At 42.9% G+C, this 18191-nt stretch carries 17 protein-coding genes; 9 read left to right on the top strand and 8 right to left on the bottom strand.

The genetic code is table 11. The features are described 5' to 3' along the window. Nucleotides 1–394: 394 nt before the first annotated feature. The 5 genes from rpiB to BHV73_RS13995 all read right to left on the bottom strand — a co-directional run bounded on the left by rpiB (nt 395) and on the right by BHV73_RS13995 (nt 7152). Nucleotides 395–832, bottom strand: a complete 438-nt coding sequence (gene rpiB / locus BHV73_RS14015; RefSeq protein ID WP_039950196.1) for a ribose 5-phosphate isomerase B — start codon at nt 830–832, stop codon at nt 395–397. Nucleotides 833–920: 88 nt separating this feature from the next. After that, nucleotides 921–2930: a transketolase family protein gene (locus BHV73_RS14010; protein WP_039950197.1), complete on the bottom strand. Its 2010-nt coding sequence runs from the start codon at nt 2928–2930 to the stop codon at nt 921–923. A gap of 559 nt (nt 2931–3489) precedes the next feature. Then, nucleotides 3490–4644: a galactokinase gene (galK, locus tag BHV73_RS14005; protein ID WP_087413060.1), complete on the bottom strand. Its 1155-nt coding sequence runs from the start codon at nt 4642–4644 to the stop codon at nt 3490–3492. A gap of 47 nt (nt 4645–4691) precedes the next feature. Then, a complete protein-coding gene (locus BHV73_RS14000; RefSeq protein ID WP_195622067.1) occupies nt 4692–6002 on the bottom strand; it encodes an MFS transporter in 1311 nt (436 codons plus the stop codon). Nucleotides 6003–6054: 52 nt separating this feature from the next. Continuing rightward, a complete protein-coding gene (locus BHV73_RS13995) occupies nt 6055–7152 on the bottom strand; it encodes an aldose epimerase family protein (protein WP_087425816.1) in 1098 nt (365 codons plus the stop codon). Nucleotides 7153–7353: 201 nt separating this feature from the next. Here BHV73_RS13995 and BHV73_RS13990 point away from each other — a divergent pair, with 201 nt between their 5' ends. Next, on the top strand, nt 7354–8328 hold the full coding sequence (locus BHV73_RS13990; protein WP_087413059.1) for a type I phosphomannose isomerase catalytic subunit: 975 nt from the start codon (nt 7354–7356) through the stop codon (nt 8326–8328). A gap of 137 nt (nt 8329–8465) precedes the next feature. Here BHV73_RS13990 and BHV73_RS13985 read toward each other — a convergent pair whose 3' ends face one another. The 3 genes from BHV73_RS13985 to BHV73_RS13975 form a co-directional block, all read right to left on the bottom strand. Beyond that, nucleotides 8466–9245: a DUF4373 domain-containing protein gene (locus BHV73_RS13985; RefSeq protein ID WP_195622065.1), complete on the bottom strand. Its 780-nt coding sequence runs from the start codon at nt 9243–9245 to the stop codon at nt 8466–8468. A gap of 30 nt (nt 9246–9275) precedes the next feature. Further along, nucleotides 9276–9626, bottom strand: a complete 351-nt coding sequence (locus BHV73_RS13980; protein ID WP_370762356.1) for an SH3 beta-barrel fold-containing protein — start codon at nt 9624–9626, stop codon at nt 9276–9278. A 186-nt stretch (nt 9627–9812) separates the two neighbouring features. Then, a complete protein-coding gene (locus BHV73_RS13975) occupies nt 9813–10007 on the bottom strand; it encodes a hypothetical protein (RefSeq protein WP_009120607.1) in 195 nt (64 codons plus the stop codon). A gap of 815 nt (nt 10008–10822) precedes the next feature. Here BHV73_RS13975 and BHV73_RS13970 point away from each other — a divergent pair. From BHV73_RS13970 to BHV73_RS13935, 8 genes are all read left to right on the top strand, one after another. Next, a complete protein-coding gene (locus BHV73_RS13970) occupies nt 10823–11425 on the top strand; it encodes a UpxY family transcription antiterminator (RefSeq protein WP_229116312.1) in 603 nt (200 codons plus the stop codon). Nucleotides 11426–11474: 49 nt separating this feature from the next. Continuing rightward, nucleotides 11475–11936 (top strand): UpxZ family transcription anti-terminator antagonist, encoded by a 462-nt coding sequence (locus tag BHV73_RS13965; RefSeq protein WP_022217688.1) that lies wholly within the window; start codon nt 11475–11477, stop codon nt 11934–11936. Between the two features lie 53 nt (nt 11937–11989). Continuing rightward, nucleotides 11990–12625, top strand: a complete 636-nt coding sequence (locus tag BHV73_RS13960) for a sugar transferase (RefSeq protein WP_009120610.1) — start codon at nt 11990–11992, stop codon at nt 12623–12625. 31 nt (nt 12626–12656) lie between these two features. Then, nucleotides 12657–13937 carry a DUF5690 family protein gene (locus BHV73_RS13955; RefSeq protein WP_195621941.1) on the top strand — a complete coding sequence of 427 codons (1281 nt, stop codon included), beginning with the start codon at nt 12657–12659 and terminating at the stop codon, nt 13935–13937. Next, nucleotides 13930–14652: a phosphocholine cytidylyltransferase family protein gene (locus BHV73_RS13950; protein ID WP_195621940.1), complete on the top strand. Its 723-nt coding sequence runs from the start codon at nt 13930–13932 to the stop codon at nt 14650–14652. The genes BHV73_RS13955 and BHV73_RS13950 overlap by 8 nt, the downstream gene beginning before the upstream one ends. Before the next feature lie 32 nt (nt 14653–14684). Then, nucleotides 14685–15722, top strand: a complete 1038-nt coding sequence (locus BHV73_RS13945) for a pyridoxal-phosphate-dependent aminotransferase family protein (RefSeq protein WP_195621939.1) — start codon at nt 14685–14687, stop codon at nt 15720–15722. Between the two features lie 14 nt (nt 15723–15736). Continuing rightward, the gene (locus BHV73_RS13940) at nt 15737–17077 is read left to right on the top strand and encodes a Gfo/Idh/MocA family oxidoreductase (RefSeq protein ID WP_286738624.1); all 1341 of its coding nucleotides are present in this window, start codon (nt 15737–15739) and stop codon (nt 17075–17077) included. A gap of 103 nt (nt 17078–17180) precedes the next feature. Further along, entirely contained in the window at nt 17181–18182 is a 1002-nt protein-coding gene (locus BHV73_RS13935; protein WP_087413053.1) for a glycosyltransferase family 2 protein, read from the top strand. Nucleotides 18183–18191 lie beyond the last annotated feature (9 nt).

Here is an 18191-nt window from a genome sequence, read left to right as displayed (position 1 = left end):
TGGTTAATCACGATTCGTTTTTCTAATGGCAAAGGTAAGCCATCCTCGGCATAAACAGTGAATTATTTGATTCTATTCCATGATTGTACGTAACAACAGGTATTCCTGATGTTCCATATCGTGTTTTATATGTTACATTACTTTTCCTTTTACAGAAAACAATCTTTGGATATACATTATTGATATAAAAATCTTTCTATCGGTAAATCTTAGGGATTCAGAAGACTTTATTATGATTTAAGAATGATAGGAAATCCGTCCCCTAAGATGAAAAAAATCATCCTGTGAGAGGAAATAAATCGTCTCACAGGATGATTTTTTTCATTTCACGGGATGAATAATTCCGTCTCGCGAGATGAAAATAACAGGTTAAGGGCTTCCCTTATTCCGGAGATTATCCTTGTACCGGTATCTTGTCTATTCTCCGTTGGTGACGTCCGCCCTCAAACGCGGTGTTGAAGAATTCGGTCATAATCATATCCGCCTCTTCCGTGCCGATGAAACGACCCGGCATGACAAGGACATTGGCATCATTATGCTGGCGTGCCAGATGAGCGATTTCCGCAGTCCAGCAAAGGGCGGCACGAACGCCTTGATGTTTGTTGAGTGTCATGTTGATGCCGTTTCCGCTACCGCAGATGGCAATTCCCGGATAACATTCGCCTGCCTCGACAGCTTGTGCCAATTGGTGGGCGAAGTCGGGATAATCGCAACTCTCGGCGGAGTAGGTTCCGTAATCTTTGTAAGGCCAGCCTTTTACTTCCAGCCAACCGCGAACGTACTCTTTCAGTTCGAATCCGGCGTGGTCGGAACAAAGTCCAATAGTTTTCATATAAAAATAAAGTGATAGAGTGATAAGTGATAAAACGGCAGGTGACAGTTCCATCGTTTTATCACCTTACCGTTTTATCGCCTGTTTATTAAATCATTGCTTTTACCTGCTTGTATACGTTCTCTGCCGTAAAGCCCAGTTTTTCGTCCAATACTTTGTAAGGAGCGGAGAAACCGAACGATTCCAGTCCCCAAACCTTACCGTGTGCACCTACCAAGCCTTCCAGCGTAACGGGCAGGCCGGCGGTCAGACCGAATACTTTTGCGTCTGCCGGAATAATGCTTTCCTGATAGCCCGGAGCCTGACTGCGGAACAGTCCTTCGGACGGAGCGGATACGATACGCAGTTTGATACCGTCTTTACGCAGCAGTTCCGCACCTGCCACCAGCGTAGCCACTTCGGAACCTGAAGCGACGAGGGTGATGTCCGGATTCTCGTCCGAGCCTGCTACGATGTAAGCGCCTTTGGCCGCCTGACTGTAATCGTTGCCTGCGGGCAGGTTGACGATGTTTTGGCGGGAGAATATCAAAGCTGTCGGAGTAGACATATTATCCATTGCGAGTTTCCATGCTACGGTTGTTTCTTCCGCATCGGCGGGACGAAGTACCAACATAGAGTTATGTCCCTTGTGGTTCTTCAGTTTTTCCATCAGGCGGATTTGGGCTTCCTGTTCTACCGGTTCGTGAGTAGGACCGTCTTCTCCTACGCGGAATGCGTCGTGTGTCCAGATGAATTTTACGGGAATTTCCATCAGGGCAGCCATACGTACGGCAGGCTTCATATAGTCGGAGAATACGAAGAACGTTCCGCAAGCGGGGATGATACCGCCGTGCAGCGCCATACCGATACAGCAGCATGCCATTGTCAGTTCCGATACGCCTGCCTGGAAGAATGCGCCGCTGAAATCGCCTTTCTTGAAGGCGTGAGTCTTTTTCAAGAAACCGTCGGTCTTGTCGGAGTTGGATAAGTCGGCGGAAGCGACAACCATGTTCTCTACCTGAGTGGCAAGAGCGCCGAGCACGGTGGCCGATGCGGCACGTGTAGCCACGTTGGCTTTCTGTTCGATAGCAGCCCAGTTCACTTCGGGAGCCTTGCCGGAGAAGAACAGTTCCAGTTTGGCCGCCTTTTCAGGATTGGCTTTTGCCCATGCGGCTTTGACTGCATATTTCTCTGCCATGATGCTCTTCAATTCGGCAGCGCGTTTAGCGTAAAGTTCGGCCACTTCCGGGAAGACTGTGAACGGATTTTCCGGGTTACCACCCAGATTCTTGATTGTGTTTACGTAAGCGTCACCGCCCAAAGGAGCGCCGTGGGTAGCGCAGTTGGCTTCATAGCTGCTGCCGTCCGCCTTGCGCGCGCCTTTACCCATAACGGTATGGCCGATAATCAGTGTAGGACGCTCTGCCTCGGCTTTAGCCTCGTTGAGTGCACCGCGGATGGCATCTGCGTCGTTACCGTCGATTTTGATGACTTTCCAGCCCCATGCCTCGTATTTCTTGGCGGTATCTTCGATGGTTACATCTTTCGTTTCGGTGGAAAGCTGGATGTCGTTGGCGTCATAAAACATGATGAGGTTGTCCAGACCCAGCGCACCGGCAATACGGCCTGCGCCCTGTGAAATTTCTTCCTGAATACCACCGTCGGAGATATATGCGTAAATAGTCTGGTTCATTACTTCTTCAAAACGAGCCTTCATGAACTTGGCGGCGATGGCTGCTCCGACGGCAAAGGTGTGTCCTTGTCCCAACGGGCCGGAAGTGTTTTCAATGCCGCGCATGATGTCGCGTTCGGGATGTCCCGGAGTGGGACTGCCCCATTGACGGAACTCTTTCAGCTCATCCAGCGTGAACTTGCCTGCCAGCGCCAATGTGGAATAAAGCATCGGTGACATGTGTCCCGGGTCAAGGAAGAAGCGGTCGCGACCTTCCCAGGCGGGGTTCTCAGGATCGTATACTAAGAACTCGGAGAAGAGTACATTCACAAAGTCGGCACCACCCATAGCGCCACCGGGATGTCCGGAGTTGGCTTTTTCGACCATAGAAGCAGCAAGGATACGGATGTTGTCCGCTGCAAGGTTCATAAGTTTCTTGTCGTTCATATTATTAAAATAATTATAATTTGAATACTCTTTAAGCGGGTTGATTTCTTGCTTGTTAATTTTAACAGGACAAAGATAACTCTTTATGTCTAATCCGCAACATAGAAAGTCGCTCTTTTTTCTTGCACCCGTCACCCGCTTCTTGTTTTAATTACAATAAGTCTTTGCGGTTGATTTACTGTAACTCAAGGGTAACAACCGATTGGGCGGGGAGTTTTATTTTCAGAACTTCTTTATTGATTTTTATCTCTTTGAGAGGTACTGATTTCACTTTGCCGGGGTTTTAAAAGGAATTAAGGCCTGTTATCCGTAAGGAAGTAATAATTTTTCCTACGGCCTTTCGGGCTTGTGCTCCCGGCGGATGTACAATAACTTTCCGCTTGTTATTTACATCAACGTTTTATTGTTAAAATGTGGGGTACGCTCTTTGGAAACTGTTGCACTGCATAAAAAAGGGCGTATAGTGATAAGGTAGCAGGATAGATGCAAGCGACAAAAATAGGGTGATACTGTGGAAAACCACTTTATCACCCTATCGCTTTATCGTTTTTTGATTTGTTTATTCTAATCTGCGTGCACCGTCGCTGATTACGACATCGTAAACCTTCGGGCTTCTGTTGAATTTCTTCTTGAATTCCTCTTTGGCTCTTTCGATAAAGGTGCTGTACAGTTCTTCTTTAACGAGGTTAATGGTGCAACCGCCGAAGCCGCCGCCCATAACACGCGAACCGGTTACGCCGCAATCAAAAGCAAGGTCATTCAGGAAGTCGAGTTCTTCGCAGCTTACTTCATACAGCTTACTCATGCCATGATGTGTTTCGTACATCTTCTGGCCTACCGTTTCGTAATCGCCTTTTTCCAAAGCATCGCAAACATCGAGCACGCGTTGGATTTCTTCAATCACGTATTCTGCGCGCATAAAGTCTTCCGCGCTGATTTCGGCTTTGGCTTCTTCGAGCATTTCCATGTTGCAGTCACGCAGGAATTCCACATGCGGGTGTTTTTTCTGGATAGCGGCAACGGCAGCCTCGCAGCTTTGGCGGCGCTTATTGTATGCGGACGAAGCAAGTTCGTGTTTTACTACGGAATCTACCAGTACCAAGCGGTAGCCTTTCGGCTCGAACGGGAAGTACTGATATTCCAGCGAGCGGCAATCCAGACGGATAAGGCTGCCTTTTTTACCGAATACGGAAGCAAACTGGTCCATGATGCCACAGTTAACGCCGCAGTAGTTGTGTTCCGTAGCCTGACCTATTTTAGCCAATTCGAATTTGTCGATTTTATTGTCGCCGAACAGGTCGTTCAATGCATAAGCATAAGTACTTTCCAATGCAGCGGAAGAGGACATACCTGCACCCAAAGGCACATCGCCTGCAAAAGCGGTATTGAATCCTTTCACTTCTACACCGCGTTTAATCATTTCGCGGCATACACCGAAAATATATCTTGCCCAGCTGGCGCGGGGAGCGTCTTCTTCGTTCAGACCGAATTCCACATAATCTTTCAAATCGATGGAATAAGCTTTGACTGTGTTTGTGCCATTGGGTTTCACTTCTGCAATCATACCTTTGTCGATTGCTCCGGGGAATACAAAACCACCGTTATAGTCGGTATGCTCACCGATTAAGTTGATGCGACCCGGAGAAGCATAAACAGCTCCTGTTGTTCCGTCAAAATGCTTGATGAAACGGCTTCTTACGTATTCTATATCCATGATATTGTTTTTTAAGGTGAATAAATCTAATTACCTGTATTTATCTATCAATCAACTTTAATATCCTTGTTTACGTTCTTGCAACCTATCAGTGCATAATAAAGCAGATAGGCGAGGGCCACTACAATCAGCCAATAACTTGTGAGGTAGCCGATTCCGTCATTCCAGTCAACAATGGCGTTTTGCAATAGAGGCAGGATACCACCGCCGCAAACAAGAACCATGAAGATTCCGGAAGCTTTTTCCGTATATTTACCTAATCCTTCTACGGCAAGGTTGAAGATTCCACCCCACATGATGGATGTACAAAGTCCGACTAACGCAAGGAACATCGCATTGACAGGCACATGTACGAGTCCGAACATTCCTTCGGAACTGTTCTTGAATACCGGCATATTTACCATTGAGTCTGTTGGCGCGAACATGGCGGAGATAACCAGGATAATTCCTATGGCAGAAGCTGTTCCCAACATCGCTTTGGCTGAAATCTTGCTACCGATACTTGCGCCGATAAGACGGCCTACCAACATCAGCAACCAGTATGTAGCGGTAACGGAACCTGCAATGGCTTCTGCTCCTGCTCCATTTACACCCAATACATCCAAATCCGGATTTTGTAACCATTTGTTCAATACGTTGGGTACTCCCACCTCTATTCCCACATAAACAAAGATACCGATGGCGCCGAATATGAAGTGGCGGAATGACAGAGGTCCGTATTGAGAATGAGTGGAATCGGTTTTTACCTCTGCTTTTTCTTTTTCAGGTATGGTGGAGAAGAAGATAACGATGAATGCGAATGCGAATATAGCCAAAGCTGCGTACATCAGAGGGAATACGTCGCTGATTTTGGCATTGGTAATGGAAGGTATCAGAATACCGGTCAGGATGATTACGGAAGTTCCTGCCAATGAGTTGAATGAGCCGCCGAGCTGGATAAGCTGGTTGCCTTTGTTTCCACCGCCGCCAAGGGAGTTAAGCATAGGGTTTACTACCGTATTGAGCAAACACATGGAAAAACCTGCAATGAATGCTCCCAACAAGTAAATACCGAAGCTGCCGGCCACACCGGAAAGCGTCTGGATACCTACTCCTATGAATCCTATCGTAATGGCAATGAGAGCCGTTTTCTTATATCCCATTTTTTGCAGCATATTGCCTGCCGGATATCCCATTACAGCATAGGCGATGAAGTTGGCAAATACACCGAGAGTGCCCATCCAGTTGGGTACGCCAAATTGAAATTTCAAAATGTCACCCATTGGTGAAGCCAGGTTTGTTACGAATGAAATCATACCAAACAAGAAAATCATTACGATGATGGCAACGATGTTCCCGTTCTGTTTTTGTTGTGTCATGGTTTTGAAAAATTTATAAGTTTATAATTAGGTTAGTTATTTCATTGATGCGCTATTCTTGTACACCGAATTTATAGATGGTAATTTGCTGATATTCGTCTCCGGGAAGCAATACTGCCGATGGGAAATGCGCCTTGTTGGGAGTATCGGGGAAACATTGCGCTTCAAAGCACACGGCGCTTCTTGCGGGGAAAGTTGCTCCATGAGCGCCTGCAAATCCACCCAGCCAGTTTCCTGTATAGAGCTGCACGCCGTTTTCTGTGGTATACACTTCCATCGTACGTCCGCTTACGGGCTCTGTGCAAGTGGCGGCGAGGCTTAATTCACCACTTTCCGTTTTATTCAATACATAGCAATGGTCATATCCGGCTCCGTTTACCAATTGTTGGAATTTATCATCAATACGCTCGCCGATGGCGTGAGGAGTACGGAAATCCATAGGAGTACCTTCCACTTTCAGAATCTCTCCGGTGGGAATGGACACTTCATCAATAGGAACGTAAAAATCGGCGTTGATAGTGAGGATGTTATTCAGAACGGTAGGCGAGGGGTTGGAAATACCTGCGAGGTTGAAGAAACCGTGATTGGTTAAATTAACAACAGTAGCTTTATCGGTTGTAGCCCGGTATTCTATAACCAGGGCGTTTGTCTCATCTTCCAGACGATAGGTCATTTCTACTTCCAAAGTTCCGGGAAAGCCCTCTTCGCCGTCGGCGGATGTGTAATTGAAAATGACGGTCGATTCATTGGGCTGAACCGCATCCCATACACGGGCGTGAAAGCCGGTTGGTCCGCCGTGCAGCGAATTGGGGCCGTTGTTAACGGTCAATTGATGCTCCTCGCCGTATAAAGTGAATTTTCCATTGGCAATTCGGTTACCGTAACGGCCTACCGTGGTACTTAAGAAAGGTTCGGGACTGTTGACTACATGCTCTATACTGTCATGGCCTAAAATAACATTGGCATATTTTCCGTTTTTGTCGGGCACCATAATCGAAAGAATTGCACAACCGTAGTTGGTTACCGCCACTTCCATGCCCAAAGCGTTTTTGAGGATATATAAATCTGTTTTCTTGCTGTTTATATTCTTCTGAAAGTTTTTTCTGTCCAAACCGGACAAATTACTTTCTGTTGGAGCAGTGTCTATCATATTCATGGTATTATTTAATTTTCTTGCAAATAAAGAGAAATTCTTTTGTTCCCCCAAGTAATTGAGAAGAAATGTAGAGAACATTTTATGAAAGTTTAGCGTTTAACAATTAGAATACAAATTGATATTTTTTGTATGTTTGTCGCGTTAATCTGAAAAAGTATTGTAACAGTATTGAATTGTACTAATTAAAAACAACGAATGTATCCTCTAAAATTTGAGCCTATCCTGAAACAGACACTTTGGGGTGGCGACAAGATTATCCCATTCAAACACTTGGATGAAACTCTGCCGAATGTAGGCGAGAGTTGGGAAGTTTCAGCGGTAGAAGGTAGTGAATCGGTAGTAGCCAATGGTGCGGACAAAGGGTATACTTTGCCCGAAATGGTTCGTAAATATAAAGACGAGTTGGTGGGTGAAGCAAACTATGCGCGGTTTGGAAGTAAATTCCCGCTATTGATAAAATTTATTGATGCCAAATTGGATTTATCCATTCAGGTGCATCCGGGTGACGAACTTGCCAAGAAGCGTCATAACAGTTTCGGTAAAAACGAGATGTGGTATGTGATTGCCGCGGACAAAGGCGCGAAACTGATTTCCGGCTTTTCCGAGGAGATAACTCCGAAGGAGTATAAAGACAGAGTGCACAACGGAACGTTTGCCGAAGTACTTCAGACTTGCACAATAGAACCGGGGGATGTGTTTTATGTACCTGCCGGTCGCGTACATGGTATCGGAGCCGGAGCATTTGTTGCGGAAATTCAACAGACTTCCGATATAACTTATCGCATCTTCGATTACAATCGCAAAGATAAGGATGGTAAATCCCGTGATTTGCATACCAGCCAGGCGATGGATGCCATTAATTTTTCCGATGTGCAAGACGATTTCCGTACGGAATACGAGCGTATCCAGAATGAGCCCGTTGAAATGGTAGCAAGTCCTTACTTCACTACTTCCGTATATGATATGACGGAAGAAATCACTTGTGACTATTCGGAACTGGACTCATTCGTTATCTTTATTTGCGTGGAAGGCTCTTGCCGTCTGACGGATGACAATCAGAACGAAATAACTCTGCGTGCGGGGGAAACGGTGCTTTTGCCTGCTGCTGTTCAGGAAGTAACAATCGTGCCGGAAGGCGGGAGAGTGAAACTGCTTGAGACTTACGTGTAAGAGTTGATAGTATTGCTGCGATGAAGTTAACTGTGTGCCATGCAGTTAGTTAACATCGTAGTTGCAATGAAGTTAACATCATGCGGCCAATGATGTTAACTTCATTTTTTTGCTGTTTTTTCTTTAATTTCCGGATATTAATTCCCTGTCTTTTTCTTCTCTTTGACTAATGCGGCGATGAGGTATTTCCCCTTGGCTACAATTTCACTCCAGCGCGTGTTGTGTATCACTTGCCATACGTAACCTTTCAGCCTTCCATAGTCGGACAGGCGCAAAATGGCATTCACTTCTTCGTTTTTTGTGATTTTCATTTGCCGTAGGGTGAATATCAATCCGTCATAATTATGCGTTTGCTTGTTGTAGGCATATCCCGGTACAGGCAGAAGAGAATGCTCGTCGGAACTCCCTTCTTCTGTTTCTGCTTTTATTTGCTTTACTTTACTTTGTTCGGAAATGTCTGCATTTTGGGATGAAATGTTTGCAGGCTGCATGCAATATTCTTTGTTTGGTATACTGTTTTCTTCGTCCTGTATGCAGCTTTCCAATAAATAGGGTAGGGTGTTCAAGTCCCTTTTTCTTCGTTTGGTAGCTTCCAGCCATACCCTTTGGATGGTGGCGGACGTCAGCACGTATTGTTCTTCGTAATACTTACGGTCAAAAAATCCTTTGTCTATGAGGATACAGATTATCTTTTCCATGTTTGTTTCTTCAATGCCTGTTTTATGGGCAAAGAGCGTGCATTGCTCTTTGTCCCACAACAGATAATAGCCTTTCTCTTTGTACATCTTGCACAGTAGTTTTATTACGGCAGTAATTCCTGCCAGTCCGCATTTGGCTTCTACGAGTTCTATCGGTGCGTCATCAAAGAAATTCACAGTCAATGGGAAATACATGATTCCCCCATAATTCATTGCCATAGTTTGTTTTAATTTTTGAGTGATTAATAATCAACATACGGGGCTCCATTCAAGGAAATTCTCAAGTTGGAAAGTTCTCCATGCTTGTTGTTCGATATCCCAATATGCAATGGTAGTTGTAACTCTTGCGATGTCATAGTCTTGTCTGAACATGTTTTTGTAGGGAAGCAGTGTTGCCCTGACGAGTCTGAATGTTCCGTCCTGCCTATGATAGGCAATGAGCGCATGTCCGTATTGCATGTGGTCTATGAGACTTTCAATACGTTTTGCCATCCATGTGGCGCAGTTTTCCGTGTAATTCTTTTCCAGCATGATACGGATTTTCCATAGATTACGAATGGCTTCGTGAAGTGAAGCAGGCTTTTTTCGGTTCATCATCATTTAATTTTGTAGATTTAAAAAACAGGTAATATTCAGTGGGGTTCAAGTAGTGGAAAAAAGAAAGATGCTGCTTCTCTTGAGGAAGAAACAGCATCCTTGCAGTGTGGCTTAATCCTTACTAATAGTTGGCAAAGGTAGAGCCTTTCCTGATAGGTTGTTCATCATTAATTACGGGCGTTTTTTTACTTATTTCTTGTTCTGTTTTCCTCTGGGATTTGCGCAGTTCATATCCTTTAGCAAATCGGTAAGTTCGCCTCTGATAGTATTGGTTGCTATGGGTTTATTACTCTTGGTTAAGAATAGTTTTTTCTCAAAAAGGAACTTTGCTAAAGTGGTTATTCCGGCTGTGGGAGCCACTTCCAAATATTCTTTCAGATACATTTCCAGAAAGGCTTTTTCAATGATTTCCCGATGTTCTTTTATACCTGTGATGGGAGCACCGGGCTTGGCTCCCCGCTTTTTCTTAATGCCTTGATTTATTGTTGATTTACTAAATGCTTTACTTACACTTTTGTTTTTTTTAGTTTGTTGTTCTCTATAGCTTTTTTCATCGTCTTCTTTGTTTTTATGCCCTATGATAATTAATGATGAAAAAATAATCGAGGCCGAAAGTAGTTTTTATCGGTGATATACACAAACAAATTGAGTTATGTATTTTCTTTGGTAGAGGCGTGTGGAGAGGTAATGGGCTGGTAATTAATTTACTATACCTGGAAGGGGGAAGTGTTTTTTAGACGTTCGTTTATTGTGCACAAAGATACAACCTATTTCTCAAACGGGCAAAATGTTTAATAAGAATATTTCCCAATAGAAGTTCTTATTTAGATAAATATCTTTAAACCAGTTTATTATCTACACTTAAAAAGACCTCATTATTACTTTATTATTTATATAAATAATGCTTTAAAAAATCCCCCTAAAAAGAGTGTCTTTTAAACGAACGTCTAAAAGATGCTTTTTCTTTTTAGACTATTCGTTTTCAGCTTTTTGTAAGCTAATAACTAACATAACTGTTTTTCTACTTCTTTTTCCGTGATGGTAGGAAGTTCTAAAACAATATGGATGCTAACTAAACTATTGGAAATAACTGCATTACATGACTTGACCGGTAGGTACTACGCTACTCCGGTGTCCCTAAAGAACACCCTTTTCACAAGGCTTCATGTTATTCCCAATCTTGCGATTATCACAGATTAATGCCCCGTTTATCAGCAAATAAATCTTCTGAGATACAATGTAAACCCGGTAGACAATTATCTACTGAAAATGACGTAGATAAATGTTGGTTTGCGATTCGTGTTTCTTATAGCCGCGAATTAGCGTTGAAAGCAATTCTGGATGCCGAGAATATTGAGAACTTCATTCCGATGCGCTATGAATATATCATGAAATCGGGGAAACGCGTCCGTAAACTGCTTCCGGCTATTCACAATCTCGTTTTTGTTTACTCCACCCGTAAGCGTATAGATGTTTTGAAAGATAAACTCGAACCGTCTATGCCTATACGTTTTATTATGAATCGCGAGCATTGCCGTCCGGTTGTAATTCCCGAGGCGCAAATGCGTAGTTTTATTCTGGTGGCAGGCAATTGTGACGAAGCGGTTCTTTATGTAGAGCCGGCCGAATTGCATTTGGTTAAGGGGCAGAAAGTACGTATTACCGGTGGTGTCTTTGAGGGAGTAATCGGCGAGTTTGTCCGTATTCGCCATGACCGTCGTGTAGTAGTTAATATTGAGGGTGTCATGGCCGTAGCTACTACCTTTATTCCGCCTTCTCTGGTAGAACCCATAAAAGAGTAATTCTCTTTTTTCTAAGTATTATAATTCACAAATCATAATTCACAAATCAATGGATTCATTATTTTCCTTAGCCCATCGTCTTCTCACTTACGGGCTTGACGGGAGCCCTATCTATGTAGACGAATTTACACGTTTGAACCGTGAAGTTTACGAGCAGGCACTGGAGCTTTATGGCACTCGCGGCAAGACTGTAGAGTCTGAAGCTGAGCTTTGCCTCGGTCTTTTAGCTGCTTTTGCCGCTACCATTTATGATAATGGTCATAAGCAGCAATACATTCAGCAGGTATTGGACCGTAGTTGGGAAGTTCTTCCTAAACTGCCTGCATCTTTGCTCAAAGTTCAACTTCTTGTCTATTGTTATAGCGAAGTTTATGATGAAGAACTGGCAAGGCAAGCTCATGACATTATTGCCACTTGGAATAAGGCGGATTTGACTTTGGAGCAAGTGGATATAATAGAAGAGCTAAAGAGCTTTGAAGAAAACCAATACCCCTATGAAGTGATAGAATAATTTCACTCATCAACCTAAACTATTCGACTATCTAAACTAAGACTTTTTATTTTATGGAACCAATTGAGAAAGATGACCATTTCATTCCCGACGGAATGAATGCTTTCGAGCGCAATGTGAAGCGTATAGGTGATTGTTTTCTTGCCCTTGGCGCGCTTATTGTTTTTTCTCCTCTGTTTTTGATTTGCTATATTGCCGTGAAACGTGAAGATGGTGGTCCTGCTATTTTCAAGCAGGAGCGTATCGGCAGATTCGGTCGTCCCTTTAATATCTATAAGTTCCGCAGCATGAAGTTGGACGCGGAGAAGTATGGCCCTGCCCTCTATGCCGGTGCTGAAGACCCTCGTATGACGAAAGTCGGCAGGTTTCTTCGTGACCATCATCTGGACGAACTTCCCCAGCTTTGGAATGTATTCTGCGGTGATATGGCCTTTATCGGCCCCCGTCCCGAACGTAAGTTCTTTATAGACCAGATTATGGAGGTAGATCCCCGTTATCGTTATTTATTCCAGATTCGTCCGGGAGTCACTTCGTATGCTACACTTTACAATGGCTATACCGATACTTTGGAAAAAATGATCCGTCGTTTGCGTTATGATTTATTCTATTTGGAGCATCGTTCCTGGGGCTTTGATACCAAGATACTTTTTATGACGTTTATGAATATTGCGTTCGGAAAAAAGTTCTGAATCAATAAATCTATTTTGAAATATAATTTTGATGCTTAAGCGTTACCTTTCCCGTTCTCCTCTTTATGTTTTGGCCTTGTATGCCAGTATTTTGATATTTCTGGTTTATACCTGTGCCTATGCCTTTCGCAAACCTTTCACAGTCGGTTTGTATTCCGGTGAAACATTGTGGGGCTTTGACATCAAGATTCTTTATGTCCTTTTCGAGATAATCGGTTATGCACTGTCCAAGTTCATAGGCGTTCGTCTGCTTCCCGGAATGAAGTCCCACCAGCGCATTTATTACATCATCGGTATGATGAGCTTTTCCGAGCTTGCGCTTTTGGGTTTTGCCGTTTTGCCTCCGTATCTGAAAGTTTTTTCGATTTTTCTGAGCGGTCTTCCCCTCGGTATGGTTTGGGGTGTTCTGTTCAGTTACATTGAGGGTCGGCGTATCAGTGAGGTGCTGAATGTGGGTTTGAGTGTCGCGTTGATTATCTCTTCGGGTCTTGTCAAGACTATGGGGCAGTTCATCCTCGACGCTTTTCCCGTCACCGAGTATTGGATGCCTTTTGTAACCGGTGCTGTCTGCTTTCCGTTCATGCTTCTGTGTGTCTACCTTTTGAATCAGGTGCCCGCTCCCACTGCAATGGATATCAAGCTCCGCTCGCAACGTCTTCCTATGAACGGTGCGGAACGTCGTCTTTTTCTCCGCCGTTTTTTCGGTGGTATCTGCCTTCTGATTCTTTTTTACGGTGCGCTGACAGTCTTTCGTGAACTTCGTGATTCTTTCGCTGCCGACATTTGGAGCGAGCTTCATGTGAACGGTGCTTTCGTTTTTACCCAGACAGAGATTCCCATAGCCTTTTTTGTGCTTCTGCTCATGTCGCTCATAGTCTTTGTCCGCAATAACAGGCTTGCCTTGAATATCATCTATGTGATAACCTTGCTTGGGGGAGTATTGATGATATTTGCCACCCTGCTTTATGTTTGGGGATACATATCTTCCATTCCCTGGATGATCCTTACCGGCTTGGGACTTTATATGGGATATATCCCCTTTACTTATCTGGTCGAACGGTTGATTGCTTCCTTGAAAGTGGTAAGTACCACCGTCTTCCTGATATACCTTGCCGATTCTTTCGGCTATCTGGGTACTACCGTGGTTTTTCTGGTGAAGAATTTCAGTGATTGGGACGTGTCCTGGACTTCGATGGTTATCCGTACCTCTATCGTTGTAGGCGCCATATCTGTCCTGACCATTATTCTGATTTACCGTTATTTCCGTAAACAACTCAATTCTATAGACCTGACACCTCATACAAATGATTAAGACGGCAATGATAATGGCCGCGGGCATGGGTACCCGCTTTGGTCACTATACCGACCTTGTTCCCAAAGGTTTTGTTTCCATCGGCGATAAGCCGATGATATTACGCAGTATAGAAGTTCTTCTTTCTTGCGGAATCACCCGTATTGTTATCGGTACGGGATATCGATGTGAGGTATACGAGGAGCTGAAGAAGGATTATCCGATGATAGAAACTTGTTTCAGTCCTCTTTATGCTGAAACGAACAGCATGTATACGCTTTATAATACGCGTGAGGTTTTAGGTGACGATGATTTTCTGTTACTTGAATCCGATCTGATATTTGAACCGAAGGCGATCCGCAGTCTGCTTGACTGTGCATTTTCAGATGTGATGCTGATAACTCCTGTAACCAAGTTTCAGGACCAGTATTATGTGGAATACGATTCGGAGCATACTCTCACCAACTGTTCTGTCAATAAAGATGATGTTGATGTGAAAGGTGAGCTTGTGGGTATTCATAAGCTATCCCATGCTTTCTATGACAAGATGTGCAGGGATTACGAGGTCATCCTTTCCGAACAGCCCAAACTGGGTTATGAATACGAACTTCTTCGTATGTCACGTTCCGTATCTCCTGTTTATGTATTGAATGTTCCCGGTTTGAAGTGGTATGAGATAGATGACGAGAGCGACCTTCTTTATGCGGAACAATACGTTTTTCCTTACTGTCGGTAGGTCTTGTAGATTATTCTAATTAATTATAAATTATGGAATCATTTGTTTTTCCGGGCAATATAGAGCCTGAAATTTCCTTGATAGCATCCCGGCCTATACCTTATATGCGTACGGCAGCTTTTTCTGCAGTAGTGAAATCTTCAGAACAAATGCTTTTGCACCTGATAGGCTGTCCGACCGGTAAGGTTATCTTTTATACCGCTTCGGGTACAGGAGCAATGGATGCTGTCGTTGCTAATTACGTTTCCCGCTATAAGAAAATTTTTATTATATCCGGCGGTTCTTTCGGTGATCGTTGGAAAAACATATGTGATTATTATAACCTTTCTTCTACCTTATATAAGATTCCCTTCGCTAAAGATATCGATTATGAGGATTTGGAAAAAAAAGTTGCATCGGAACGACCGGAAATATTTCTTTGCCAGCATCACGAAACATCTACAGGACAGTTGTTTGATTTGGAAAAGATATCTGTCCTCTGTAAAAAATATAATGTGTCTCTTGTTGTTGACGCCATCAGTTCTTTTTTAGCAGACCCTTTAAATATGGCTGAATTGGGTATTGACATTTGTATAACCAGCAGCCAGAAAGGTCTGAATATAGCTCCCGGCCTTTCTTTTGTAATACTGTCTGATAAATTGTCTTCCGTTTCTTTCAATGCTAACGGATATTATTTTGATTTTGAAGAGAACCTGAACAATCTTCAGCGTGGCCAGACTCCTTATAGTCCGGCTACTACCCTCTTTTTACAATTGCATGAACGCTTGAAGAGGGATGTGGCATGCGGTGTTGATGCGATAATCTCCACTGTCCGGGGACGGGCTTTATATTTCAGAGGTCTGTGTAAAAAGTATGGCTGGGAAGTACCGGCAGAAACCCCTTCCAATTGCATTACCGGTTTTTTTGTAAAAAGAAATGGTGATATCCTTTTTGAAAAGATGATGGAAAAAGGCATCTATATAATGCCTGGGGGAACTCCCGGCTATTTTCGAGTTTCCCATTTGGGAATTCAGGATGAGAAGTCTCTTGCTGCTTTGGCGGAAACAATTCATCAGGTGGAATTACTTTAGATAGTTTGTGATAGATGAAACGTGTGATTACATACGGCACTTATGACCTGTTGCATCAGGGACACATCAATCTGCTCCGGCGTGCCAAAGCTTTGGGCGATTATCTGATAGTAGGGGTAACTACCGATAATTTTGATTTGGATCGCGGCAAGCTGAATGTACGCAACAATGTAATGGAGCGTATTGAAAATGTGCGTAAAACCGGGCTTGCCGATGAGATAATCATAGAGGAATATCTTGGTCAAAAGATTGACGACATACAGAGATATAATGTCGACATATTTGCCATAGGCTCGGATTGGGAAGGACATTTTGATTATCTAAAGGAATACTGCGAGGTTGTGTATCTGGAAAGAACAGAGGGTATTTCAAGTACCCAACTTCGTAATGAAGATATTGTCCGCCTGGGTATTATCGGTACAGGTCGTATTGCTAACCGTTTTTTCCCGGAGGTACAACATGTAAACGGTGTTCGGGTTACGGCTGTTTACAATCCTGCCAATCCGACGGAAGCCGATGCATTTGCCGATACATATTCCATACCGGTTTCCACTGTTGAACCGGAAGAGTTTCTGAATAGTGTCGATGCCGTTTATGTGGCTTCTCCTCACCTGACGCATTATTCTTATGTGAAATGGCTGTTGGAGAATGATAAGCATGTCTTATGTGAAACGCCGTTAACTTTAGTTTCAACAGAAGCTGTTTCTCTCATAGAACTCGCGCGTGAACGGTATCTTACATTGATGGAAGCAAACAAGACGGCCCATTTTCCGGCTTTCAATCATTTGATAAGCCTGATAAAATCCGGTCTGATAGGTACGATTGTCGATATTGACGCTTCCCTGTCTACACTCCGACAGGAGGGGCTTCGTGAAATGGACCCTTCTCAAGCCGGAGGAAGTGTGACGGAGAATATCTCCTTTGTTTTATTGCCGATATTTAAATTTCTTGGTACCGGCTATAAGGATCTCATGTTCTTTTCCTCATTCAGAGGTGGTGTTGATATTTACACCAAAGGGATTTTGCAGTACTCTTCTGCCGTGGCTTCGTTTAAGATAGGGTTAGGAGTGAAGACGGAAGGCAATCTGGTTATTTCCGGTACCCGCGGTTACGCTTATGTTCCGGCTCCCTGGTGGAAAACTGATTATTTCGAGCTTCGCTATGAGGATATAAACATGAACAGAAAGTATTTCTATTCATATGCGGGTGAGGGGCTTCGTTATGAGCTGCAGGAGTTCATATCTTGCATAAACAAGCGTATTCTTACTTCTCACAGATTGACAACATCTGAAATGGTAGCCAGTGCGGGTGTGATTGAATGCTTTCGTAATGGAGAGCACATTACATTATTTTAAAAAGACTGTAAAGCTGTTTGAAAATATGATAATCTAAAATAATAGCTTAATGATCAGGATATTTGAGTTTATTATGTTGATTACTGTGTATACTTAATAAAATATGATGATGAATATATCTATTATTATTCCTGTTTATAAAGTTGAAAAATTTGTAGAGCGTTGCGTACGTTCTATAATGAATCAAACTTATACAGAGGGAGTGGAATGTATAATTGTAAATGATTGTACACCAGATGATAGTATGAAAATTGTAGAAAAGCTTATAGCGGATTATACTGGTACTATCAGTTTTAAATTGCTTTACCATAAACAAAATTGCGGGTTGGCCGCAGTTCGTAATACAGGAATGAGTGCTGCTACGGGTGATTATATTCTTCATATTGACAGTGATGATTATTGTGAACCTGATATGCTTGAAAAAATGTATTCAAAAGCTATAGAGGAAAATGCAGATATTGTAGTGGCAGATTGTTATATAAATTATCCAGAAAAAGAAGTTTATAGTGCGGATTATGTTCCCAAATTTAAAAGAGAGTACGTTGAAGCTCTTCTAACTAATGCTATGGTAGCTGTGTGGAATAAATTAGTTCGACATAATCTTTATAAAGATAATAATATTAGATTTATACCTGGCATAGATATGGGAGAGGATGAATTAGTTTCTCATAAACTATTCTATTATGCAGATAAGGTGGTATATTTACCATTAGCTTTTGTACACTATGTTTGTTATAATCCGAATTCATACAGTTCTTCTGTTTCTCGTAAATCGTTATCTGATATACTATTAGTGGAAAAGAATCTATTGAATTTTTATACAGATGTTGGGCTGTCTCAGACTTTATATAGGGAATTATTACTATTGAGAATGAGAAATTGGCAGAGACTTCTTTGTTATAGTGGTGGTCGTTTGCAGAAAAAATATAATCAGCATTATTCGGATATCTCTTTTTGGACTGTGGTAAAGTATTATCCTTCTAATATTACGAAAATATTTGTATTACTTGCTTCTCTAAACATGCTTTCAGTTGCTAATGGGCTATTATCTATTTATCGAAAGATTAATTATCCACACCGTAAATATATTACATATAACGAATAGGGGAGTTTT

Source organism: Bacteroides sp. 44_46 (assembly GCF_001915465.1).
Taxonomy (GTDB): Bacteria; Bacteroidota; Bacteroidia; order Bacteroidales; family Bacteroidaceae; genus Bacteroides; species Bacteroides clarus.
The sequence above is the reverse complement of the archived record's forward strand: the minus strand, read 5'-3'. Positions and strand labels throughout refer to the sequence as shown.